The 22,974-nt window shown below is 67.5% G+C and carries 16 protein-coding genes and 2 rRNA genes; 8 read left to right on the top strand and 10 right to left on the bottom strand.

The window, feature by feature from the left end; translation table 11 throughout:
* Both BM372_RS20225 and BM372_RS20220 read left to right on the top strand, forming a co-directional pair.
* Nucleotides 1-183, top strand: a 183-nt coding sequence (locus BM372_RS20225; RefSeq protein ID WP_143111494.1) for an IS30 family transposase, incomplete at its 5' end; no start/stop codon positions are given.
* 147 nt (nucleotides 184-330) lie between these two features.
* A complete protein-coding gene (locus BM372_RS20220; RefSeq protein ID WP_090957233.1) occupies nucleotides 331-1,524 on the top strand; it encodes a GmrSD restriction endonuclease domain-containing protein in 1,194 nt (397 codons plus the stop codon).
* A 42-nt stretch (nucleotides 1,525-1,566) separates the two neighbouring features.
* On the opposite strand, the gene BM372_RS20215 is transcribed toward BM372_RS20220, so the two are convergent.
* On the bottom strand, nucleotides 1,567-4,194 hold the full coding sequence (locus tag BM372_RS20215) for a trehalase-like domain-containing protein (RefSeq protein ID WP_090957232.1): 2,628 nt from the start codon (nucleotides 4,192-4,194) through the stop codon (nucleotides 1,567-1,569).
* 174 nt (nucleotides 4,195-4,368) lie between these two features.
* Entirely contained in the window at nucleotides 4,369-5,694 is a 1,326-nt protein-coding gene (locus BM372_RS20210) for a right-handed parallel beta-helix repeat-containing protein (protein ID WP_090957231.1), read from the bottom strand.
* Between the two features lie 298 nt (nucleotides 5,695-5,992).
* On the opposite strand from BM372_RS20210, the gene BM372_RS20205 reads away from it, so the two are divergent.
* Genes BM372_RS20205 through galK form a run of 4 tightly spaced genes read left to right on the top strand, consistent with a single transcriptional unit; the run spans nucleotide 5,993 to nucleotide 11,226 of the window.
* Nucleotides 5,993-8,080, top strand: a complete 2,088-nt coding sequence (locus BM372_RS20205; RefSeq protein ID WP_090957230.1) for a beta-galactosidase — start codon at nucleotides 5,993-5,995, stop codon at nucleotides 8,078-8,080.
* Entirely contained in the window at nucleotides 8,074-8,889 is an 816-nt protein-coding gene (locus BM372_RS20200) for a DeoR/GlpR family DNA-binding transcription regulator (RefSeq protein ID WP_090957229.1), read from the top strand. Before BM372_RS20205 ends, BM372_RS20200 begins: the two co-directional genes overlap by 7 nt.
* 1 nt (nucleotide 8,890) lies before the next feature.
* Nucleotides 8,891-10,048, top strand: a complete 1,158-nt coding sequence (gene galT / locus BM372_RS20195) for a galactose-1-phosphate uridylyltransferase (protein WP_090957228.1) — start codon at nucleotides 8,891-8,893, stop codon at nucleotides 10,046-10,048.
* The gene (gene galK / locus BM372_RS20190) at nucleotides 10,045-11,226 is read left to right on the top strand and encodes a galactokinase (RefSeq protein ID WP_090957227.1); all 1,182 of its coding nucleotides are present in this window, start codon (nucleotides 10,045-10,047) and stop codon (nucleotides 11,224-11,226) included. Before galT ends, galK begins: the two co-directional genes overlap by 4 nt.
* 30 nt (nucleotides 11,227-11,256) lie before the next feature.
* Here the strand turns inward: galK and BM372_RS20185 are convergent, their stop codons facing one another.
* Both BM372_RS20185 and BM372_RS20180 read right to left on the bottom strand, forming a co-directional pair.
* Nucleotides 11,257-12,246 (bottom strand): LLM class flavin-dependent oxidoreductase, encoded by a 990-nt coding sequence (locus BM372_RS20185; RefSeq protein ID WP_090957235.1) that lies wholly within the window; start codon nucleotides 12,244-12,246, stop codon nucleotides 11,257-11,259.
* 251 nt (nucleotides 12,247-12,497) lie between these two features.
* Entirely contained in the window at nucleotides 12,498-13,295 is a 798-nt protein-coding gene (locus tag BM372_RS20180; protein ID WP_090957226.1) for a glycoside hydrolase family 25 domain-containing protein, read from the bottom strand.
* A gap of 130 nt (nucleotides 13,296-13,425) precedes the next feature.
* On the opposite strand from BM372_RS20180, the gene BM372_RS20175 reads away from it, so the two are divergent.
* Both BM372_RS20175 and BM372_RS20170 read left to right on the top strand, forming a co-directional pair.
* On the top strand, nucleotides 13,426-15,147 hold the full coding sequence (locus tag BM372_RS20175) for a helicase HerA-like domain-containing protein (RefSeq protein WP_090957225.1): 1,722 nt from the start codon (nucleotides 13,426-13,428) through the stop codon (nucleotides 15,145-15,147).
* A 127-nt stretch (nucleotides 15,148-15,274) separates the two neighbouring features.
* Nucleotides 15,275-16,267, top strand: coding sequence for a hypothetical protein (locus BM372_RS20170; protein WP_090957224.1), 993 nt, complete (start codon nucleotides 15,275-15,277; stop codon nucleotides 16,265-16,267).
* Between the two features lie 174 nt (nucleotides 16,268-16,441).
* Here BM372_RS20170 and BM372_RS20165 read toward each other — a convergent pair whose 3' ends face one another.
* The 6 genes from BM372_RS20165 to BM372_RS20140 form a co-directional block, all read right to left on the bottom strand.
* Entirely contained in the window at nucleotides 16,442-17,269 is an 828-nt protein-coding gene (locus BM372_RS20165) for a DUF559 domain-containing protein (RefSeq protein ID WP_090957223.1), read from the bottom strand.
* Between the two features lie 222 nt (nucleotides 17,270-17,491).
* Entirely contained in the window at nucleotides 17,492-19,450 is a 1,959-nt protein-coding gene (locus BM372_RS20160; RefSeq protein WP_090957222.1) for an NHL domain-containing thioredoxin family protein, read from the bottom strand.
* Entirely contained in the window at nucleotides 19,450-21,615 is a 2,166-nt protein-coding gene (locus tag BM372_RS20155) for a bifunctional copper resistance protein CopD/cytochrome c oxidase assembly protein (protein WP_371261771.1), read from the bottom strand. Before BM372_RS20155 ends, BM372_RS20160 begins: the two co-directional genes overlap by 1 nt.
* A gap of 155 nt (nucleotides 21,616-21,770) precedes the next feature.
* Nucleotides 21,771-22,058 (bottom strand): HU family DNA-binding protein, encoded by a 288-nt coding sequence (locus BM372_RS20150; protein ID WP_024367639.1) that lies wholly within the window; start codon nucleotides 22,056-22,058, stop codon nucleotides 21,771-21,773.
* A gap of 371 nt (nucleotides 22,059-22,429) precedes the next feature.
* Nucleotides 22,430-22,546 (bottom strand): 5S ribosomal RNA (rrf, locus tag BM372_RS20145).
* A gap of 213 nt (nucleotides 22,547-22,759) precedes the next feature.
* Nucleotides 22,760-22,974 (bottom strand): 23S ribosomal RNA (locus BM372_RS20140); the annotation flags it as partial.

Genomic DNA, 22,974 nt, shown 5'->3' with positions numbered 1-22,974 from the left:
CGCGGCTCGAACGAAAACACGAACGGACTGCTGCGCCAGTACTTCCCCAAAGGCACCGACCTGTCCGCCTACGGGCCAGAGGATCTCGAGCTCGTCGCCCAGAAACTCAACGGCCGCCCACGCAAAACGCTCGACTGGGATACCCCAGCCGAGCGCCTGCGTGATCTACTACTAACGACCTAAGCCGCCAAACGTGTTGCAACGACCACTAGAAACCGCCCCCGCGCATGGGCGCGATGTGACCCCGCGTTGCTGTGTGCGCCGGTAGGCTGGGACCGGTCTTAAGCCGCCCCGCGGATACCGGGGCAACAGCATGAAGTAGGGGAAGAATTGCTCAGCACGCGATCAGGCAGCACCCGGTCCAGCAGTACCCAGTCCAGCAGCACCCGGTCGGGTAGCGCCGCATCAAGGGGCGTCCAGTCCAGCACCGCCCGCGGCCGGAAGATCGGCCCGGTGGACTGGATAGCCCGCGGAGTGGCGGGCCTGCTGCTTGTCGCGACGTCGGCGTGCGCCGGTCCCGGGGCAGTCCCGGCGGCTGGACCCGGCGTCCGCCCAGCGACGGCGGCCGCGTCCGCTACGCCGTCCGCCACCGCGTCAGCCGGCACGGACAGCGCTCCGCTGGATCCGGCGACCACCCCGGCAGTCAACGCTCCCGGTGTCGGTGCCCCGCACCAGCAGCCCGCCTTCGCCAGCAAGGCCCTGGCAGTGCTGGCGACGCTGCCCGTCAAGGGCCGCGCGCCGAAGACGGGCTATTCCCGTGACCAGTTCGGCCCGGCTTGGGCGGACGCCGACCACAACGGCTGCGATACCCGCAATGACATGCTTCGCCGCGACCTCAAGACCATCGCGCTCAAGCCCGGGACGCGGGACTGCGTGGTGCTCTCCGGTGTCCTGAACGATCCCTATACGGCCGCGACCATTAGTTTCCTGCGCGGCAATGCCACCAGCACAGCGGTCCAGATCGACCACGTCGTGGCGCTCAGCGACGCCTGGCAAAAGGGTGCGCAACGGCTCAGCGCCGCCCAGCGGCTGTCCTTCGCGAACGATCCACTGAACCTGCTAGCCGTGGACGGCCCTGCCAACATGAGCAAGAGCGACGGCGATGCCGCCACCTGGCTGCCACCAAACAAGTCCTACCGCTGCGACTATGTTGCCCGCCAGATTTCGGTGAAATCCAGCTACGGCCTCTGGGTGACCCAGGCCGAGCACGATGCCATGGTCCGGGTGCTGTCAGACTGCCCGAACGCCCTGGCACCGACCAACCGGCCGGCTGCCGCTCCTGCGCAGGCCGCGCCGGCGCCGGCGGCCGTTCCAGCAGCCCAGGCACCGGCCGCCGCCCCGATTGCCCCGATTGCCCCGGCGCAGGTTCAGAAGGCGCCCGCACCAGCACCAGCACCGGCGGCCGCAGTGTCCTATGCAAACTGCACCGCTGTCCGCGCCGCCGGCGCGGCACCCATCCGCATCGGCCAGCCGGGGTACAGCACCAGGCTGGATCGCGACGGGGACGGCGTCGGTTGCGAGTAGCAAGCACGCCGGTTCCCCCGTTCCGGCTGCGAGTAGCGGCGATCAGGTTTTCTGGTGCGCATCCAGGAGCCGGGCGCAGCGGATGAACCCCAGGTGGGAGTACGCCTGCGGATGGTTGCCCAGATGGGTTTCGGTGCCGGGGTCGTATTCCTCGGGCAGCAACCCTGTGGGCCCGAACAGGTTCACCAGCTGGTCGAACAGGTCCCAGGCCTCCTCGATCCGGCCCACGGCGATGTAGGCTTCGATTAGCCACGTGGTGCAGATGTGGAAGCCGCCCTCCAAACCCGGCAGGCCGTCGTCGTACCTGTACCGGAAGACGGTGGGCCCCACGCGCAGTTCCCGCTCCACGGCCGTGACGGTGTCGAGGAAGCGCTGGTCACTGACGTCCAGCAGCCCGGACAGCCCGATGTGCAGCACGGCCGCGTCCAGGTCCGGACTGTCGTACGCCACGGTATAGGAGCGGGCAGTCTCGTCCCAGCCCTCGCGCAGGACCTGCTCGCGGATGAGAGCCGCCGCCGGTTTCCAGCCCGGCAGCGGCTCCCGGCCGTACCGGGCCGCCGTGCGCAGCGCCCGGTCCAGCGCCACCCAGCACATCACCTTCGTGTAGACGTGGTGCCGGGGCGCCCGCCGCGCCTCCCAGATGCCGTGGTCGGGCTCATGCCAGCGGGCCAGCACGGCCGAGGCCATCTGGACCAGCAGCTCCCAGTGGCCCTCGGTCAGCGCGCCCTGTCGCGCGCTCAGGGCATCGATCAGCTCGGCAATCGGGCCGAACACGTCCAGCTGCACCTGGTGGTCGGCGGCATTGCCGATCCGGACCGGGCGTGAACCCGCGTAGCCGGGCAGGCTCTCGATGATTGCTTCGGTGGACAGCGGCGCCCCGGTCACCGAGTACAGCGGATGGAGCCACTCCGGACCCGGCGCGTGCGCCAGGATTTGGCCCAGCCAGGTCAGGAAGCCCTCGGCCTCCGCGGTGGAACCCAAGTCCACGAGGGCGTTGACGGTCATGGACCCGTCCCGCAGCCAGCAGTACCGGTAGTCCCAGTTTCGGGTACCGCCGATTCCTTCCGGGAGCGAGGTGGTAGGCGCGGCCAGCACGGCGCCGGTGGGTTCGTGAACCAGTGCCCGGAGCACCAGCGCGGACCGGCGGACCAGCGAGGGCTTCACGCCGGGCAGTTGCAGCTCGTGGACCCAGCGCCGGGAATGATGGGCGACGGCGGAGCGCCGGCTCATTTCGTCGACGGGCACCGCGGGCGGCGGTTCCGTGTCGCCGCAGCGCAGGTTGAGGACCGCGGGCCCGCCGCGGAGATCGACGTCGGCCGTTGCGGTGGCGTGCCGGCCGTCCGAGGTGATGGAAAAAGTCACGCCGGGCGCCAGCAGGATGATCGGATCTGCGGTGCCCGCCACGTGCAGCTCCGTCCCGCGCGCCTCCATGCTGAACGGTGCGTTTGCGTAGTCCGGACGCGGAGCGAACACAATCCGCGCCGCCCCGGTGCCCGAAAGTACGCGAACCAAGCTCGTGATGCCCTCCGGGGCCGGTTCCAGGTAGTCCGTCACGGTGACGTCTGCCCAGCGGGTTTCGACAATCATGGTGCTGTCCACGTAACGCTGGCTCAGGACCTGCGAGGACTTTACCGGTTCCACGCTGAAGTGGCCGGCCGCGTCGCCGCCAAGGAGATGGGCGAACAGGGATCCCGAGTCCGGCAGCGGGTGACTCATCCAGCAGATTTTCGCATCAGGCGTGATCAGGGCAGTGGATGATCCGTTGCCGATCATCGAGTGCCGTTCCAGCCCGACGGCGTCCTCGCCGAAGAGCCACGCCCGCCGCAGTTCGAAGAGGATTGCCAGGACACGGGAGAAGGCCTCGGGGTCCCTGAGCCGGTGCTTGGCCACGCTGACCCCCTCCCCCACGCGCAACGCCATGTCAGGCCCGCGCAGGGTTGCCATGGCCAGCTCATCGCTGGACGCGTCCCCGGCGTAGAGGGCGGCGCTGACGCCGAGCACGGAGCGCAGGTGCTCCAGCGCGCCCGCTTTAGACGGTTCGACTACGGAAAGGTCCAGCACCGAGCCGTCCACGATGAAGTGCAGCCCGTTCTCGTTGGCGATGCGGGATGCCTGCCGGGTGGCCAGCGCCACAATGTCTGGCCCTGCGGGCCGGGTGTGGACGGACACCGCTACAGGCTTGCGTTCGATGCTGATGCCGCGGTATGCCCCGATCGTTTCGGCGAGAGCCCGGTGGGCTTGCTGGAGAACTGACTCTGTTGCCAGTGAGAGGCTGTGGGCGTAGCCCATGTCGAACTCGGCGCCGTGTGAGCCCACCAGGTGAACTTCGGCCGGCAGACGTGAGACGGCGGCGAGATCGCGAAGGGACCGGCCGGAAATGACGGCGGCGTGCGTGTTGGGCAGGGCGGCCAACGCGCGAAGGGCAATAGCGGCACCGGCCAGCGGCAGGGTCTCGGTGGAAATGCCTTCCGCGGTGCACAAGGTTCCGCCGTAGTTGCAGGCCACCAGCAGGCCGGGCGTGCGGGCCAGGATCTTCAGCTCGGCCAACAGTTGCGGTGTCAGCCCGTCACCGGCAGCGTCCGTCTGCACGAAGGCCCGGAGCAGGCCCAGCGGCAGTGATTTCGTCAGGAGGGCGGAGGCAGCGAGCGACTGGTTCAGCGGAGTGGGCATCGGCGCATCCTTCTGGTAATCCCCAATGCCTTCATAGGAAGCGCCCCGGGAAGGCGCAGTTCAAGTATCTCCCCGGCGCGATTTCGGAAGGGTGTCCCGGCAGTTGCATCTATGTAACGTCTGCAGGTCCGGGCCGGCACACCCGTTGAGGGGATTCCGGCCGCGGTGTTCCGGTCAGCAGTTGGCCGGAGTGTACTCGTAGGTTCCCGCATCGGCCGCTTGACTGCCTTGGCAGTCACCGTCCCGGGTTGCCGGGCGACCGTCCAGATCCATGGGGAACAGGCTCGCGCCAGCACGGTCGATCGCGGGGCTGCCGACGGCAAGGTGGAGGTCGGCGGGGGCATCCACAAATCCGGCGGGCTCGGTGGTGGATGTTGCGCTGGGAACGATGTTGGTGGGCCCGTTGATGACGTTCTGCTCCTCTGTCCAGCCAGTGCTGTCCATCCACAACGCGTTTTGGACCGCCACGAGGATGTTCGCCCTGATGACGGTGGAGGCCGGGCAGGATGCATGGCAGACGACAGCCTGGGAATCCGGCCCGTTCAGCCACACGGTGTTGTGCTCGAACGTGGTGCCGTTGGTCGGACCGAACGACGACGTCCGACCGCGCGCAATCAGCCCCATCGCCTGGGAGCAATTACCGCCGCAGGTGGACCTGACGAGGTTGTAGCTGTAGCTGTTGCCGTCGGCGGTGCCCGCGCCCCCACGCCCGATTTCGGAGAAGACGTTATTGTCCACCGCCACGTTGTGGTGGATCTGGTTCCGGTTACCGTTGAAGATCTCGAAGGCGCTGCCATCATGGCCGAAGTCGTAGGACAGGGCAATGGAACCGGTGACGGTATTACCGGTGAACTCGTTGTCGCTGCCGTTGATGAGGAAGCCGAAGGCTCCTGAATCATCACTGCACTGCACGGCCTTCGCGGTGCCGCACTGCGAGCCCCGCGTGTTGACGTTCATGATGTTGTTGCCAGCGAGCGTGTTGTTCGAATAGCTGCCGAAGTCCGAGCCCTCACTGACCTTGATGCCGGCGGCGTTGTTGCTCGCGGCGGAATTCCGCACGGAAGCGTGGTTGCCGTAGACGCTGAACCCGGCATATCCGCACGACTCCGCGCGCAGGCCGTCCACCGTAAGGTAGCTGCCGTCGAGCTTGACGCAGGTGCCCGTCAGCCCGCCGGTAATGGTGGGCGCGCCCCCGCTTCCGTAGGCATTGAGAGTGATCCTGAGCCGGCTCGTTCCGCTCCGGCCAATCACGAGGCCGCCAGAGTAGACGTCGCCCCGGCGAAAGCTGACAGAGTCCCCAGGCCGCAGTGCGGCGGCGTTAACCTTGTCGAGCGTCTCCCAGGCGGAGCCGGGAGCAGTCCCGGCGTTGGTGTCACTCCCGTCCTCACTTACGTAGTACGTGGTCCCCGCGGCCGACGCCGGGGCGGAGGCGCCGCCGAGCGATCCGCCCAGGAACAGCAGGATGAGCAGCGTGGCGGCGGCTGTGGGCCTGATCTTCATGGGTGCACCTGGGTTTTCGCCATGTATCCGCGGAGCGGGTGCTGCCGCGGCCTGCGGACCGCGTCGGCACCCTGACGGGCTTAACGCTAAGAGCGCGCCACTGCATAGTCAACGGCCCGCCCATCGTGGCTGTTCCAGCCACCGGACGGCCCGGCACCCGAAGACGGACATGAACCACAGTGTTCTTTTTTACCTGTTGACGTTCTTTATTGTGCGATTATGATTGATAACCTGCCAGCTACTTTGCGCCACCGCGTTATTCCAGAGGAGACACGTGGCTAACCCCACCGACCCCGCCATGGGTTACATCACGGCCCGGCTCGGCCCGGACGGCTGCCCGATGCTGGCCTTCGGCGGAGACTACAATCCCGAGCAGTGGCCGGAGGAGACCTGGGACGAAGACGTCCGCCTGATGCGCGAGGCCGGCGTCAACTTGGTCAGTGTGGGCATCTTCAGCTGGTCCCTGCTGGAACCGTCCGAGGGGGTCTACGAGTTCGGCTGGCTGGATCGGGTCCTGGACCTGCTGCACGCCAACGGCGTCCGGGTGGATTTGGCGAACGCCACCGCGTCCCCGCCGCCCTGGTTCAGCCACAAGTACCCCCAGTCACTGCCGGTGACGGCCGACGGCGTGCGGCACAGTTACGGTTCCCGGCAGGCTTTCGCCGCCTCAAGCCCCGAATACCGCCGCGCGGCCGCAGCCCTGACCGAGCAGATCGCCGCCCGGTACAAGGACCATCCCGCCGTCGTCATGTGGCACGTCCACAATGAATACGGCTGCCACAACCAGCCGGACTTCTCGGACGGCGCTGCCGCCGGCTTCCGGCAGTGGCTCGAACGCCGGTACGGCAGCCTCGAGGCCCTCAATGCCGCGTGGGGCACCGCCTTCTGGTCCCAGCGCTACTCGGCCTGGGACCAAATCCTGCCGCCGCGGACCTCCGGGACTTGGGTCAACCCCACCCAGCAGCTGGACTTCGCTCGCTACTCCTCCGACGAGCTGCTGGAATGCTTTCGGGCCGAAGCCGCGATTCTCCGCTCGCACTCGGGGCACCCCGTGACCACCAATTTCATGGGCTTCAGCATGGGCCTGCACCGGCCGGTGGACTACTGGCGCTGGTCCGAGGAAATGGATGTGGTCTCCAACGACCACTACCTCAACGCCGAGGACCCGCGGAACTTCCAGGAGCTCGCGGCCGCCGCGGACCTCGCCCGCGGCTGGGCGAAGGGCAAGCCGTGGCTGCTGATGGAGCATTCCACGTCGGCCGTCAACTGGCAGGCCCGCAACATCGCCAAAGCGCCCGGCGAGATGCTGCGCAATTCCCTGCAGCATGTCGCGCGCGGAGCCGACGGCGCCCTCTTCTTCCAGTGGCGGGCCTCCCGCGCCGGCGCGGAGAAATTCCACTCCGGGCTCTTGCCGCATGCCGGCACGGACACCAAGGTATGGCGCGAAGTGGTCCAGCTGGGCCAGGCGCTGCGCAGCTTGGCGGAAATCAGCGGGTCGGTGGTCACCGGGGCGTCCGGCCCGGTGGACGTCGCCATCCTCCACGACACCGACGCCCGCTGGGCCTCGGAACTGGATTCGCACCCGAGTGTGGACGCCTCGAACATCGCGGAAACCCTGCGTTGGCATGATGCCTTTTACCGTGCCGGCATCCCCACGGACTTCCGGCAAAGCACCGACGACCTTTCCGGCTACCGCCTCGTGGTTGCGCCGATGCAGTACCTCGTGAACGACTCCGGAGCGGCGAATCTGGACGCCTACGTCCGGGCCGGCGGGCACTTCGTCGTGACGTATTTCTCCGGTGTCGTGGACGAAAATGACCACATCCGGCTGGGCGGCTACCCCGGCGCGTTCAGCGGGTTGCTGGGCGTGCACATGGAAGAGTTCTTCCCGCTGCGTGCCGGCGAAAGCGTCCGGCTCACCGGCTTCGGCGCGGGCACCTGCTGGAACGAACTGGGCAGGGCCACCACTGCCGAGGTCCTCGCGACCGTGGCTGAGGGACCGGCTGCAGGCTCTCCCGCCGTGACCCGCAACCGCGCCGGAAGCGGCCGCTCCTACTATGTCGCCACCACTCTCGCGCCGGACGGACTGGACGAGCTGCTCGCCGTCGTCTGCGCCGATGCCGGCGTGCAGCCGCTCATTCCCGAGCTGCCGGCCGGGGTGGAAGTCGCCCGGCGCAGCAAGGACGGGACCCACTGGACGTTCTGCATCAACCACGGGACCCGGGACGTCCGGCTGCCGCTGGAAGGCACTGACCTCCTCACCGGAACCGAGCTCGACGGCGGCCTCAACCTCGTTGCCGGAGCCGCCGCCGTCGTCCGTTCACCCGCCGCCCAACAAACGCCGCCCAATCTGACCGCTCCAGCCTCGAAGGACTCCACATGCTAGCCGCAGCCCGTCATTCCGCCATCGTCGCGGAGGTCCAGCGTGAGCGGATCGTCCGTGTCGCCGACCTCGCCAAGATGCTCGGCGTCTCACTGATGACCGTGCGCCGGGACATCGAGGCCCTCGACGCGGCGGGCACGGTGGAGAAAATCCATGGCGGGGCCAAACTGCCGGGCGGTGCCAGCACGCACGAACCGGGCTTCGAGCTGAAAGTGACCCAGCTCAAGGACGAGAAGATGGCAATAGCCAAGGAGGCGGCCGCCCAGGTGCGCGAGGGCATGGCGGTGGGCCTCTCCGCCGGCACCACCACATGGGCGCTGGCCCAACTGCTGTCCGCCGGCCCGCGGATCACGGTGGTCACCAACTCGGTGCGGATCGCGGATGTGTTCCACCGGAGTTCCTCACCCTCCACCGTGATCCTGACCGGCGGCGAGCGCACCCCCTCTGATGCGCTCGTCGGCCCGCTGGCCACTTCATCCCTCAAGCAGCTGCACCTGGACGTGCTGTTCCTCGGCGTCCATGGAGTGGACGCCGACGCCGGATTCACCACCCCGAACGTACTGGAAGCCGAAACGGACCGGGCGTTCGTGACCGCGGCCCGCCGGGTGGTGGTGCTCGCCGACCACACGAAGTGGGGCACCCTCGGCATCAGCACCATCGCCGGCCTCGAAGACGCTGACGAACTCATCAGCGATGACCTCCTGGGCGGTGAAGCCCGTCGGATCCTCGGCGAACGCGTCGGGCGGCTGCGCCTGGCCCCGACCGGTGGTGCCGCATCCGCACCCGGTGCCTACCCTGTGAGGAGCTCCTAGCATGAGCCAGATTACGAAACGCACCTATAAGCTCTCCGACGGCCGAGACATCATCTACTTCGATGACGCCGATACCGCCCTGCCGCCGGAACGGGGGGATGACCTGCGCGAACCGGCGGTCCGGCCGCCCACGGCCACCATGCGCCAGGATGTGCTGACCGGCGAGTGGATTTCCATCGCGGCCGCCCGGCAAAACCGGGTGGTGCTGCCACCGTCGCACCTGGACCCGCTGGCTCCGGCGTCGCCGGACAACCCGTCGGAAATTCCGGGGCTCTACGACGTCGCCGTCTTCGAAAACAAGTCCCCGTCGTTCGGACCCGACCTGGCGGGCCCGGCCGCTCCGGAGGGCCTCGAAGACCTCGCCCGGGTGGGGCTGGGGCGCAGCCGGCAGTCCGTGGGCCGGTGCGAGGTGGTGTGCTTTTCCCCCGAGCACACCGGTTCCCTGGCGGGACTCTCGCTGTCCCGGATGCGCACGGTGGTGGAGGCGTGGGCGGACCGGACGGCGGCGCTGTCAGCGCTGCCCGGCGTCGAGCAGGTGTTTCCGTTCGAGAACCGCGGGGAGGCCATTGGGGTGACGTTGCACCACCCCCACGGGCAGATCTATGCGTACCCGTACATCACGCCCCGCACGGCCCAGCTGGTCCGCACGATCGAGAACTACGGCGGCTCGCTGTTCGAGGACATCCTGAATTTCGAGCAGAAGTCCGAGCGGGTGCTGTTCCAGGGCGAACACTGGACGGCGTTTGTCCCGTTTGCCGCGCGCTGGCCGCTGGAAGTGCACATGCTCCCGCACCGGCACGTTCCGGACCTGGCCGCCACAACGGAGGAGGAACGCGATGAATTCGCCCGGCTGTACGGCCAGTTGCTGCGCGGCGTCGACGCGCTCTACAGCACGCCCACGCCGTATATTTCGGCGTGGCACCAGGCGCCCGTCCACGCCCATCGGGACGACGTCCGGCTCATGCTGCAGCTGACCTCGCCGCGGCGGGAGGAAAACAAGCTCAAGTATCTCGCGGGTTCGGAGGCCGCGATGGGCGCGTTCATCGCCGACATTCCGCCGGAAACAGCCGCCGGCCGGCTCCGGGAGGCCATCGAAAAGCGCGAGGCCGCGGCAACCACAGAAATCACAAGCAGAGGACAGGAAGCCACCCTGCCATGAACGAACTCCTGCAACGGGGAAGTGAGCACTTCGCCAGCCATTTCGGCGGCACACCGGATGGCCTGTGGTCGGCGCCCGGACGGGTCAACCTGATCGGCGAGCACACGGACTACAACGACGGCTTCGCCTTTCCGATCGCGATCGACAAGCGCACCACGGTGGCCGCCCGCGCCCGGGCCGACCGCCTGCTCAGGGTTGCCAGCAGTTCCTTCCCCGGCGTGGTGGAGGTGTGCCTCGACGACCTCTCGCCCGACGCCCTCACGGGCTGGGCCGCCTACCCTTTGGGCGTGGCCTGGGCGATGTCCCAGGCGGCCGGCCGGGCCGGCGGTTCCGCGGCGGCCGGCTCCCCGATGGCCGGCGTCGATCTGGCGCTGACCTCAGATGTCCCGGCCGGCGCGGGGCTGTCCTCCTCTGCCGCCGTCGAATGCGCGGTAGCCCTGGCCCTGGACGATCTCTGGGGGCTCGGGCTGGACCGGCAGGAACTGGCCCGGCTCGGCCAGCTGGCCGAGAACAAAGTGGTCGGCGCCCCCACCGGCATCATGGACCAGTCGGCCTCGCTCCTGGGCGAGCCGGATCACGGCATCCTGCTGGACTGCCAGAGCCTGCAGACCCAAAGCGTTCCGCTCGGCTTCGCCCACGCACGTGCGGGCCTCCTGGTCATCGACACGCGCACCAGCCACTCCCATGCCGACGGCGGCTATGCCAGCCGCCGCCGTTCCTGCGAGGACGGCGCCCGCAGCATGGGCGTCGGCAGCCTGCGGGCACTCGGCCCGGATGACCTCCCCCGCGCCGCGGCGCTGCTGGACGACCAGACCTTCCGCCGGGTCCGCCACATCGTCACGGAAAACCAGCGGGTGCTGGACACCGTCGCCGCACTGCGGACCTCCGGGCCCGCCGTCATCGGGACCTTCCTCAACGAATCGCATGTGTCGATGCGCGACGACTTCGAGATTTCCACCCCCGAACTCGACCTCGCCGTGTCCAGCGCCCAGGAGGCGGGCGCCGTCGGTGCGCGCATGACCGGCGGCGGCTTCGGCGGCGCCGCCATTGCACTGGTCAGAGACGACGACGCCGGCCGGGTAGCCGAAGAGATTGCCGTCAGCTTCGCCCGGGCCGGGTACACGGCCCCGCACATCTTCCCGGTCACGGCGTCAGAGGGCGCCCGCCGGGAGCGGTAGGCGGTACGCCGGTCGTTAGGCCGGCGGCGGTTAGGCCCGCAGGAGCTGGGCGGCGTCGGCCAGCAGCTCCACGGAACGCAGCCGGGCTTCGGTGCCCGTGCTCTGGTGCGCCACGATCAGTTCATCGGCGTCGGCGTGCTCGGTGAACTCGTCCAGGTAGGCGAGGACGGCGTCCGCGGTCCCCACCGCGGAGTACTTCATCATCTGCGCCACGTGCTGGCCCTGCGGCGAGTCCAGGATCATGTCCGCCTCATCGTCGCTGAACACGCGGCCGTTGCCGAAGAACAAGGACACCCTGGCCCGTTTGGTGGCCTGGAACATCGCCTGGGCATCGGCGGCCGAGTCGGCGGCGATCACGTTGACACCGGCGATCACGTGCGGGGCCTCGAGGTGGGCGGAGGGCCGGAATTCGCTGCGGTAAATCGCCACCGCATCCTGCAGCGCGTTGGGCGCGAAGTGGGAGGCGAAGGCGTACGGCAGGCCCAGCTGGGCAGCCAGCCTGGCCCCGAACAGCGAGGAGCCCAGAATGTACAGGGGCACGTTGGTCCCCTTGCCCGGGGTGGCCTCCACGCCGGGGATCCGGGTGGGTCCGTGCAGGTAGCCCTGCAGTTCCAGGACGTCCTGCGGGAAGCTGTCTGCCGACATCGGATCACGGCGCAGGGCGCGCATGGTGTTCTGGTCGCTGCCCGGCGCCCGGCCCAGGCCCAGGTCGATCCTGCCCGGGTGCAGCGTTTCGAGGGTGCCGAACTGTTCCGCGATGGTCAGCGGCGAATGGTTGGGCAGCATCACGCCACCTGCACCGAGCCGGATGCTGGAGGTGTGGGCCGCGACATGGGCGATCAGCACGCTTGTGGCCGAGGAGGCGATCGAGGACATGTTGTGATGCTCGGCGTACCAGATCCGCCGGTAACCCCGGGCCTCGGCCAGCCGCGCCATGGCCACGCTTCCGGCGAAGCTCTCCGCCGCCGTCTGGCCCGGTCCGATGGTTGCGAGGTCAAGGATGGAAAGCGGAACAGTCACGGAAAAAGCCGGCCTTTCGTAGCGGAGCAGTGTGTTCGGGCCGGAGTTTGGCACTGCGGTCCAGGGCGGCGCCGGGTTTCCGGCGCGGGCACACTGACATCAACGACGGCGGCCCCCGGGATATTTCTGCACGTGTTCCTGCACGCGTTTTCTGCACGCCCGGACGGCCCGCCCTGAGCTGGTCCGCGCCGGGCCGGGCCGGGCCGCCGCTGGCTTCCGCTGCCTGCTTCTACGTCAGCGGTTCAGCGGGATCAGCTGCACGAATAGTTGTAGTCCAGGCCGCGGGAGATGTACTGCGTCATCGCGACGCGGCTGCGCGGGGTGAGTCCGGGAAGGGCGCAGTTCGCCTTGGCGCCGGCCGCTGATCCCGCACCGGCGAGCCAGCTCGGCAGTCCTGCCAACGGGCTGGTCGACTTCACGGTTCCGGCGATCCGCCCCCACTGGTAGCTGGTTGAGTAAAGGCCCACGCGGGCGCCGATGCGCTTGAAATAGGCGGTCATGCCCTCGAGGACGGCGACATTGGCCGCCTTGTCGCTCTGCCAGGTGTTTTCCGTTTCCACATCCAGCCACCAGAGATAGGACTGCGGGTTGCTGACGCCGCGGCGCTTGGCGTCGTCGGACGCTTTTGCCCATCCGTACATGTAGGAGCAGGCCTTGAAGGTTCCGGCGGCGCAGCTGCCATAGGGGTTGGTGACCTTCACGCCGTCGTAAGTGTTCGACTTGGGCCACCAGGACCCCTGCCGGCCGGGATTGGCCGTGTTGACGTACAGCGCCACCCTCGGCTGTGCAGTCGCTGCGGGCGACAGGGCGGTTTTGGCCCAGGCCAGCTGGTTCGCCAGGCACGGGTTCGTGTTGTTGGCCAGGCCGTAGTTGACGCCGACGATCGCGAACGCCGGCTGCTTGGGCAGTGTCTGGCCGCACTGGGGCCAGGACACGTCGAGGCCCGGTCCGGAGGACGCCGTGGCGGCCAAGGCCGGGCTTCCGCCCAACATGACAAGGCCTAGCGTCATGACGAAGGCCAGAAGGATGCGCGGGAACGAGTTGGGCATGCCACAGTCTAAAGGCAGAATCGCTAATCGGTAGCGTAATTGTGCGCGCGTTCCGGGATACAGCAAATTTCGGTGATTTGCACGGACCTGCCCGGCCCCGCGAACGCCCGGCCCCGGCTAAGCTGACCGCATGACCAGCAAATCCACGGCAGACAAAGTCGCCACGATCCAGCAGGGCTACACCCTGGACGGTCCGACGATCGAGCTCGGCGCGGCGATTGTTGATGGCGAACTCCACAAGGACGCCTCCGTCCGGCTGCCGCTCGCGATGATGAACCGGCACGGTCTCGTGGCCGGAGCGACGGGCACCGGCAAGACCGTCACGTTGCACATGATGGCCGAGCAGCTCTCCACCGCGGGCGTGCCGGTGTTCCTGGCCGACATCAAGGGTGACCTTTCCGGGCTCGCCACAGCCGCCACGGGAAGCGAAAAACTCCTGGCCCGCACCGAGAGCATCGGCCAGGCGTGGTCCGGCAAGACCTTCCCGGTGGAATTCCTGGCCCTCGGCGGCGACGGCAAAGGCATACCGGTCCGCGCCACCATCACGTCATTCGGCCCCATCCTGCTCTCCCGTGTGATGGACCTGAACGAGACCCAGGAATCCAGCCTGCAGCTCGTCTTCCACTTCGCGGACAAGAACAACCTCGAGCTGATCGACCTCAAGGACCTGCGGGCGGTTATCCAATTCCTGACCTCGGCCGAGGGCAAGGACCAGCTGAAGGAACTCGGCGGCCTCTCCAAGGCAACCGCCGGCGTGATATTGCGCGAACTGATCACGCTCGAGGCGGAGGGCATGGAAAAGTTCTTCGGCGAACCAGAGTTCGATACCGCCGAACTGCTGCGTACCGCGCCGGACGGCCGCGGAGTGGTGAGCTGCCTGGAGCTGCCGACGCTGCAGACCAAGCCCATGCTGTTCTCGACGTTCCTTATGTGGCTGCTCGCCGACCTCTTCGAGGACCTCCCCGAAGCCGGGGACCTGGACAAGCCCAAGCTCGTGTTCTTCCTCGATGAGGCGCACCTGCTGTTCAACGGCGCCTCGAAGGCCTTCCTGGACGCCATCACCACCACCGTCCGGCTCATCCGGTCCAAAGGTGTCGGCATCTTCTTCGTGACCCAGACCCCGAAAGATGTTCCCGCGGACGTTCTCGGCCAACTGGCCAACCGGGTGCAGCACGCCCTCCGCGCCTACACCCCGGAGGATGCCAAGGCCCTCAAGGCCACCGTCTCCACATTCCCCATCAGCGACTACGACCTCGCGGAGACCCTCACCACTGCCGGCATCGGCGAGGCTGTCATCACGGTCTTGAATGAAAAGGGCGCGCCGACCCCCGTCGCACTGACCCGGCTCCGCGCCCCGGAATCCGTGATGGGCCCCAGCACCGACGCCCTGATCTCCAGCACCGTTTCCGGCTCCGCCCTCCTGCCCAAGTACGGCACCGCCGTCGACAACGTCTCCGCCTACGAGAAGATCAGCGCCAAGGGGACTGTCTCCACCGGGCCGGCCGCCGGGGCCGCTCGCCGCGGCAACGCGGCCGGGGCCGTCCAAGGCGGCGAAATGGATCAAAACGCCATCGACGCCGAGGCCCGGCGGATCGAGGAAGAAATCCTCGGCCGCCCCAGCAGCCGGCCGGCGCCTGAAAACCGGCCGGACTATCGGGAGGCCCCCGAGCGGGAGGCGCCACCACAACGGGCACCCCGGCAGGCGGAGCCGAGGGGCGGTGGCATCGGTGATGACATTGCTGGCGCCCTGGGCAGTGGCCTCACGAGCATGGCCCGCTCACTGGGCACCCAGCTGGGCAGGGAGCTGCTCCGCGGAGTCTTCGGCACGTCCTCAAAACGCCGCCGCCGCTAGGATCGCCGTCGCCGGCGCCCGCCTCGAAGCCCGGCCCGCCATGCCACCCGAGCGATGCTCCCCGTCACAGTTGCGGACCGCGAGACAGGGATTCCTGTGGGGTGCAGGTAACGTAAGAACCGTGCAAATGAGTCAGGCATCGGTCAAAATCGCAGCAGTGTGGCTGCTGGGACTGATGCTTGCCGTGGCCGCAGCGATCGTGACGATCATTCTGGTTAACGGCTCCATTGCCGGACCCCAGCAGCCGGTCCGCGAGTATCTCAGCGCCCTGCAAAAGGGGGAAGGCGAAAAAGCACTGGGCCTGCTGCGTGCCTCCGTGCCCCAAAGCAACCCCGCAATGCTCGATGGAACGGCCCTGCAAACGGCGGCGGCACGCATTTCCGACGTCAAGATCGGCGAGGCAGAAGACCGCGGCACCAACCAGGCCATGGTTCCCGTGGACTACAACATCGACGGCAACCAGCTGCGGACCGAGTTCCTGCTGGAGCGCTCCGGCACCGAGTGGCTGTTCTTCCACAAATGGTCCTTCGTCCCCGCTGCACTGCCTGTCCTGGACGTCACCGTAGTGAACTCCAGCGAGGCCACCGTCAACGGTGTGCCGGTAAACATGCCCAATGGCCGCAACTCCTTCGCAGTCTTCTACCCGGGCGAGTACGAGGCCGCCCTCAACGGCCAGTACTTCTCGGCCCCGCCTACCCGGGCCACCGTCGCCAGCGGGGACGCGCGCCCGGCCTCGCTGAACCTGCTGACCGAGGCCACAGGTGCCTTGAAGGAAGCCGTGAGCGGCAAAGTCAAGGAGTTCTTGGATTCCTGCGCCGACAAGGCCGACAAACAACAGAAGCTGCAGCCTGACTGCCCGTTCTACCACGCCACCAACAACCGGGTGATGGACGGGACCATCGACTGGAGCATCACCGACTACCCGGCTGTCAGCATTGAACCGTTCGGCGGCCGCTGGGTGGTGGCGCCCCTGGACGGCAAGGCGCGGATAAAGGCTCGCCAAGTGGATCTGTTCACTGGCGCCGTCACGAACGTCAACGCTGTGCACGATTTCAGCTTCACCACCCGGCTGGACATCGACGGCGACACCGTCAGGCTCACGCCGCAGCTGAATTACTAAAAACCCCGGACTGCACCACACCAGTTGGTCTCTTCCCGTCACGCAGGGCAGACCTTGGGACCTGCGAGAACCCGGCGCCCACGGAAAGCCGCGGATTGATTCTCCTGCGGCGCCCGAAAACCTGCCTGCCGTGCCACGCCTACCCCGGGTCAACGCCGGGCGGGCACTCTTCGCTTACAGGGGCCCCTGCAGGCCAGCAAGGACGGCCAAGACCTCGGCCACCATGGCGGCCGGACGGTGGACGACGTCGACGTAGTAGTAACGGAGTACCAGGTAGCCCTGGACGACGGAGCGGTTGTTGCGTCGCTGGTCCTTCTTTACCTGGGCCCAGTCGCCGTGGGGACGTCCGTCGAGCTCCACGATCAGCCTGCCCTCCAGCAGCATATCCACGTACCCGACGCTGTCGATGTGTACCTGTGTCTCGACCCTGATGCCCGCCTGCCGGAAGGCGGTCCGTGCCAGGGTCTCGAGCAGCGACTCAGCGCCACGGTCCACCCATTTCAGGACCTCCCGGGCCTGGCCGTTGCGCGACCCGGGCAGCCGCCGTCGTAAGAAATCCACTGTCATGTCGCCCCTGCCGACGGCGCACTCCACCATGACCAGGGATTCCCGGAACGGCAGGCAACGCAATGCATGGATAAGGACATCGCCCAAGGCTGCAACCGGCCGGTGCGGGTGCGGCTCGAACAGCAGTCCGCCATGCCCCAAGCCAGCGTCGGCGGCGCCCCCGCGGCGGTGGTATACATGCCTGGGCCCGTTCTGCTCCAAAGCCCAAAGCCGGTAGAAGGGGGCCGCGCTCACACACGTGAGAAGTTGCCTGCGCTGCAGCAGCGCGACGTCGTCTGGCACCGCCGTCGGGAGCGTGTACAGCCCGCGACCCGGTTGCTGGACTGCTCCGGAGCGTACGGCACGTCGGAGGGCGGCGTCGTCAATACCCAAGCGGGCGAGAGACGGCCGTCTCGCGGCTCCTCCGCAAATGTTCAGGGCCTTCACGACGTCCATGGGCTACCACGTTGCCCTGCAAACGTGGTCCGCGGTACCTGGGCGGCACGCTATGTGGACAGCGCGGTGTCACGTCAGGCAGATTCTGGGCGCCTTCAGACCCTCGGGCCGCCGGGATCTCGGCGCTACCGGACCGGGATTAAGCCAAAAGGCTGCTGTCCGTGACGACGGGTCACGGACAGCAGCCTTTTGCTCAAACTCAGGGTCAGCCCCAGGCGGGGGTCAGTCCATTCCGCGGAGGTCCAAGACCAGCTCGGTGTCGCCGTCGGCCTGCAGGAGGACCGGGATGCCCCAGTCCTGCTGATACAGGTGGCAGGCCGCGTGGTCCGGGATCTCGCCGTCGGCGTCTTCGGGTCCGTCGCACGCCGCCGCGCGGGCGGTAATGTGCAGGACGCCTTCGGGAACGTCCGAGGAAAGCTCCAGGGTGCGGAGGAGCCCCACGGACGTCCCGCCGCCGGAGACCAGCAGTTCGGGCGGTGTGGACGAGATCTTCAACTGGGTGGGATCGCCCCAGCGGTCGTCCAGCTTCTGACCGGTGGGCGCCGTGAAGCGCACCGCCAGTTCGAGCGGCCCGGGAGCCACGGGGCTCTTGGGCCGGTGAGTCTGCGCCGCGCCCTCGTCCACCTGCTGGGCTTCCTTCGGGATGGGCACGTACACCAACTGGTGCTTGTTGGCCTCGACCACCACCAGCAACGGCTCGGATCCGGCGACTTGGGTGTGATCCACAATCACGTCCGAGGGCTCGGACAGTCCGCGCGCCAGCGTGGAGACCGTGCCCGTTGCGGGATCGTAGCGGCGGACGGCGCCGTTGTAGGTGTCCGCGATGGCCACCGAGCCGTCAGGAAGCACCGTCACGCCGAGCGGGTGCTGCAGCCGCGCCTCTGCGGCGGGGCCGTCGCGGAAGCCGAAGTCGAACAGGCCCTTGCCCACGGCCGACTCGACGGTGATGCTGCCGGCGTCGTCGATTGCCAGTTTGCGCAGGGCGGAGGTCTCGGAGTCAGCCACCCAGATGTTGCCGTCAGCGTCTTCGGCGAGGCCGGAGGACTGGGCGAACCAAGCTTCAGCGGCCGGGCCGTCCAGGAGCCCTTCGAGGCCGTTGCCGGCGATGATCTTTACTGCCCCGGACGTCGGCTCGAAACTGAAGATCTGGTGCACCCCAGCCATCGCCACCACCACGGCGTTGAGTTTGGTGGACCAGACGACATCCCACGGCGAACTCAGCGACACCGTAAGCGGATCCGCCTCGAGCCGGGTACCGTAGGCGGCGCCTTCCTCGTCCACACGGGCCGGGCCCGTTTCCAGGAGCCGCTGCACGCCGTTGCCCGCCAGGGTGCGGACACTTCCGTCAGCGAGGGACAGGCCCCGGAGCCGATGGTTCACCGAGTCGGCAATCACGACGTCGTAGCCGGCGTCCGCAGCGACGTCCTCCGGCAGCAGCACCAGGCCCTGGGGCTCGTTGAACCGGGCCGTGGCGGCGTTGCCGTCGGCGTGGCCCTTCCCGCCGGAGCCGTACGTGGCGACTACCGTCTGAAAGTCGGTGGAAAGCTCCACGAGCCGGTGATGGCCGGTGTCGGTGACCAGCCAGGAACCGCCCTCAGCGGTTCCGACGCCGCGGCCGGCGGGCAGGAACAGGGCCTTGCCCGGGAAACGCAGGGTGCCCGACGTCGGTTCCGGTGCCACGTAGGGTCCGTCACCGCGGTGCAGGGTGCCCTTGGCCTCGTGTTCGGCGATGAGTTCGGGTATCAGCACGGCGAGGCCGTCGGCGTGGCCCTCGCCGGAGAGGTGCGCCACGATGTAGCCCTCGGGGTCGATGACCACCAGGGTGGGCCAGGCGCGGGCCGTGTAAGCCTTCCAGGTGTCCAGCTCCGGGTCGTCCAGGACCGGGTGGCGGATCTCGTAGCGTTCGACGGCGGCCGCCAGCGCCACGGGATCGGCCTCGTGCTCGAACTTGGGCGAATGCACGCCCACGGTGACGAGGACGTCGGAGTACTGCTGCTCGAGCGGACGGAGTTCGTCCAGGACGTGCAGGCAGTTGATGCAGCAGAACGTCCAGAAGTCCAGCAGGACGATCTTGCCGCGCAGGGCTTCGAGGTCCAGGGACTTGCCGCCGGTGTTCAGCCAGTTACGGCCCACCAGCTCGGAGGCCCGGACCCGGAGGTGGGTGCGTACGGTTTCGGTCATCAGCGTCCTTCCAGCTTTGAATTGCGTTCGGCAAGCCTGGCATCGCGCTCGGCCAGCTTGGCAAACATATCGTTGTAAGCAGTCAGATCGGCGTCGTTATTCCGATCGGCGGCCCGGTCCGTGCGTTTGGACTCTCGGTCGTCGGAGCGGGACCACATGATCGCGACGCCGATCGCCACCAGCAGCGTGGGCACTTCGCCGATCCCCCAGGCCACGGCCCCGCCCATTTGCTGGTCCAGCAGTGCGGAGCCGCCCCACGTCCGGCCGAGGTTGCCGAAGTAGTCGGCGGCCAGCAGCCCGGTGCCGCCCATGATGGCGACGCCGAAGAACGCGTGGAAACCCATGGTGGCCAGCAGGAGCAGCAACCGCATGGGATACGGTGCCCGACGCGGCAACGGGTCGGTGCCGATCATGGTCAGCACAAAGATGTAGCCGGTGAGGGCGAAGTGCAGGTTCATGAGCTCGTGGCCCACGTGGTCCCGCATGGCGTAGCCGAACGCGTCCGAGTAGTAGAAGAGCACGATGGAGCCGGCGAAGTTGGCAGCTGCGAACAGCGGGTGCGTCACCAGTTGCGAGAACTTCGAGTGGATGAAGATCAGCAGCCATTCACGCGGCCCGCGGGAGCTGTCACGCCGTGGCGTGAGTGCCCGGAGAGCCAGCGTCACGGGGGCGCCGAGGACCAGGAAGATGGGGGCCACCATGGTCAGGGCCATGTGGTCCACCATGTGCGCGGAGAACATCACGCGGCCATAGACCGACGGCGGTCCCGACGTCACGTATGTGAGGACCAGGAGTCCGATCACCCAGTTGACCGTCCGGAACCAGGGCCACGAGTCGCCCCGCTGTCGCACCTTGTGGACACCCAGGGCGTAGGACACGAGGCCAAAGAGCACGACGGCGACCCAGAGCCAGTCGAGCCGCCACTCCGTGAGCCACCGGGCCGGCGTCAGTTCCGGCGGCAGTTCGTAGCCTGAGAGGATGAAGGCAGGCGACGCCTCGGGCGCGAAGGTGGTGGGCTGCGGGGGAGCGGAGCGTCCCAGCGCCACAGCGATCCCCGACGTCGCCCCCATGATGATCAGCTCCACGATCACCAGTTGCCACAGCACGCCCCGGGCGGACCGGGCCATCGCGCGGTTGCCCAGCTGCGGGATCACCCAGCGGCGGTGCATGAGCCCAATGCCGCCCAGCACCAGTACCGCTGCCGTCTTGGCCAGGATGAGCTGACCGTAGGCCGACCCGAAGAGCTCGTTCCACGTGGTGAGGCGGATACTGGCATTGACCACGCCGGACGCGAACACGAGGAAGAAGGCAAAGCCTGCAAGGGCTGAAAACCTCCGGAGAGTCGGCTCGGTGATGTCGGCGGTCCCCGGGGTGCGGCCGCGGGCGCCTCTGCCGGAGCCGCCGAGTACACCGGAGAGGAGCGCCAGCATGATGATGCCACCGACCCAGGCCGATACGCCCACCAGGTGCAGGCCGAGCGAGTTGATGGCGCCCTCGTGGTCACTGGAGCTTGACGAGTGTCCGATCAGCGCGGCGGGTACCAACCCGATCAGCGACAGGAGCAGCGTCAAGGCCAGCCCGCCGCGGGAGCGAACCCCGAAGAGTGCCGTGGTGACGACGGCGGCGATGATCACGACGGCGAGCCAGGCACGTCCCGTTTCCAGGTCCGTCATGAAGTACACCAGGGAGCGGGTGAATTCGGGGTCCCCGGAAAGGGCCTGACCGGCGATGTCCGCGTAGCCCAGGACAAGCACGGCAATCGCGGAGAGGGTCCAGACGGCGCCCGCCGCCGCCGCCCCGGCCAGCGCCCGGGCGAACGCCGGATGTTCCGGGGCGTCCGGCTCCTTGGCGCGGGAGCCGCTCCTGTTCCGCGGGAGGATGCCGACGGCGAAAATCAGCCCGCCGATCACAGTGGCCACGGCGACGTTGTGGATCGCCTTGCTCACCGGCAGTCCCCAGCGCACCAGTGCACCAGGATCGGAGACCTCGCGTGCAGCCGCCGCACCGGAAAAGATGAGGGCCGCTACCAGTCCCACGAACAACGCGGCCAGGCCGGCAAACAGCCATGGCCGGCCTACTCCGCCGGGACCTTCGCCTGGGCCGCGTGGGTCCCCGGAAGGAGCAGGCGCTGCGGTTGAGGGGGTGGGATTTACTGCTGAAGGCACACCTCCATTGTCCGCTACGCTGCTCTGCGCAGCGAATCGGCGCAGGACCCCTGGCCGGGCAGCCACCGTGTTCGGTCCTTTTGCGGATGGGTGGCGGAACTCAAAAGGAGCGGCAACCCGAAGGTTGCCGCTCCTTTTTAAGCCTGGGAAGAAGACTACTTCTTCTTGGAGACTGCAGCCTTCAGCTTGGAGCCGGCGGTCAGCTTGACGCTGTGGCCAGCGGCGATCTGGATGGTTTCGCCGGTCTGGGGGTTGCGGCCGGTGCGAGCTGCACGGTCGGTGCGCTCGACGGCGAGCCAGCCCGGGATGGTGATCTTCTCGCCCGCGGCGACAGAGGTCTCGAAGACCTCGAACAGTGCGTCGAGCACGGAGTTGACCGCTGCCTGGCTGGTGCCGGCCTTGCCTGCTACCTCTGCAACAAGTTCACTACGGTTCTTAGCCATTTATGTCCTCCTGGACGGTCATGATTTCTGGAGCCTGCACACGGCATGCGTACAAGCCACTGTTCGAAAACTTACCAGCTTGGCGCGGCCGAGGTGGCAAATTCCGCGTGTTTTCGGCGTTTTTTGGGGAAAATCACCGGAATCGCCGCCGATCGAGGTCAAATTGCGCCTAGAGCGGACGGCGCTTCAGCCGCGGCTACAGCGCTCCGCTTGAAGCGCGTTCCGTCACGGGCGGTTCTGCCGGAGTTTGGGCCGTCCGGGCGACGCTTCTCAGCCGTGGCCACGCCCCCGGCCCGTCTACACGGGCGCACCTAATGGTTAAATGCGGGAGGACCCCAACCTGGTGGTTGGGGTCCTCGACCTGAATGGTGTTCCGGCGGTGACCTACTCTCCCACACCCTCCCGGGTGCAGTACCATCGGCGCTGCGGGTCTTAGCTTCCGGGTTCGGAATGGGACCGGGCGTTTCCCCCGCGCTATGACCGCCGTAACCCTTGCTCCGCCGCCGGCACCCTGGGGTGTGGCGGGGAAATCTGTGGTGTTACAACACGTTATTCGGTTGTGGTTTGGTTCCTGTGCAACAGTGCCCTTGTGGGGGTTTGTTGTTTGGGAACCACATAGTGGACGCAAGCAGTCTTGTTTCTTTGTACCCGCCCCTTTGGGTGCGAACGGCTTTTGAAGGGTCCGTTCGCGGGGTGGGTGTGTGGTGTAAGTTATCGGCCTATTAGTACCGGTCAGCTTCACGAGTCGTTAGTCCTCGCTTCCACATCCGGCCTATCAACCCAGTGGTCTGGCTGGGGGCCTCTCACACACAAGGTGTATGGAAATCTCATCTCGAAGCGAGCTTCCCGCTTAGATGCTTTCAGCGGTTATCCCATCCGAACGTAGCTAATCAGCGGTGCACTTGGCAGTACAACT

The sequence above is a fragment of the Arthrobacter sp. ov118 genome, from assembly GCF_900116495.1.
Classification (GTDB): domain Bacteria; phylum Actinomycetota; class Actinomycetes; order Actinomycetales; family Micrococcaceae; genus Arthrobacter.
This window is presented reverse-complemented; position numbering and strand designations above follow the sequence as displayed.

Excerpts from the sequence above, each read along its gene's own strand:
- BM372_RS20215 (WP_090957232.1), bottom strand. The coding sequence starts at position 4,194 with ATGCCCACTCCGCTGAACCAGTCGCTCGCTGCCTCCGCCCTCCTGACG.
- BM372_RS20210 (WP_090957231.1), bottom strand. The coding sequence starts at position 5,694 with ATGAAGATCAGGCCCACAGCCGCCGCCACGCTGCTCATCCTGCTGTTC.
- BM372_RS20205 (WP_090957230.1), top strand. The coding sequence starts at position 5,993 with ATGGGTTACATCACGGCCCGGCTCGGCCCGGACGGCTGCCCGATGCTG.
- BM372_RS20200 (WP_090957229.1), top strand. The coding sequence starts at position 8,074 with ATGCTAGCCGCAGCCCGTCATTCCGCCATCGTCGCGGAGGTCCAGCGT.
- galT (WP_090957228.1), top strand. The coding sequence starts at position 8,891 with ATGAGCCAGATTACGAAACGCACCTATAAGCTCTCCGACGGCCGAGAC.
- galK (WP_090957227.1), top strand. The coding sequence starts at position 10,045 with ATGAACGAACTCCTGCAACGGGGAAGTGAGCACTTCGCCAGCCATTTC.
- BM372_RS20180 (WP_090957226.1), bottom strand. The coding sequence starts at position 13,295 with ATGCCCAACTCGTTCCCGCGCATCCTTCTGGCCTTCGTCATGACGCTA.
- BM372_RS20175 (WP_090957225.1), top strand. The coding sequence starts at position 13,426 with ATGACCAGCAAATCCACGGCAGACAAAGTCGCCACGATCCAGCAGGGC.
- BM372_RS20170 (WP_090957224.1), top strand. The coding sequence starts at position 15,275 with ATGAGTCAGGCATCGGTCAAAATCGCAGCAGTGTGGCTGCTGGGACTG.
- BM372_RS20165 (WP_090957223.1), bottom strand. The coding sequence starts at position 17,269 with ATGGACGTCGTGAAGGCCCTGAACATTTGCGGAGGAGCCGCGAGACGG.
- BM372_RS20160 (WP_090957222.1), bottom strand. The coding sequence starts at position 19,450 with ATGACCGAAACCGTACGCACCCACCTCCGGGTCCGGGCCTCCGAGCTG.
- BM372_RS20150 (WP_024367639.1), bottom strand. The coding sequence starts at position 22,058 with ATGGCTAAGAACCGTAGTGAACTTGTTGCAGAGGTAGCAGGCAAGGCC.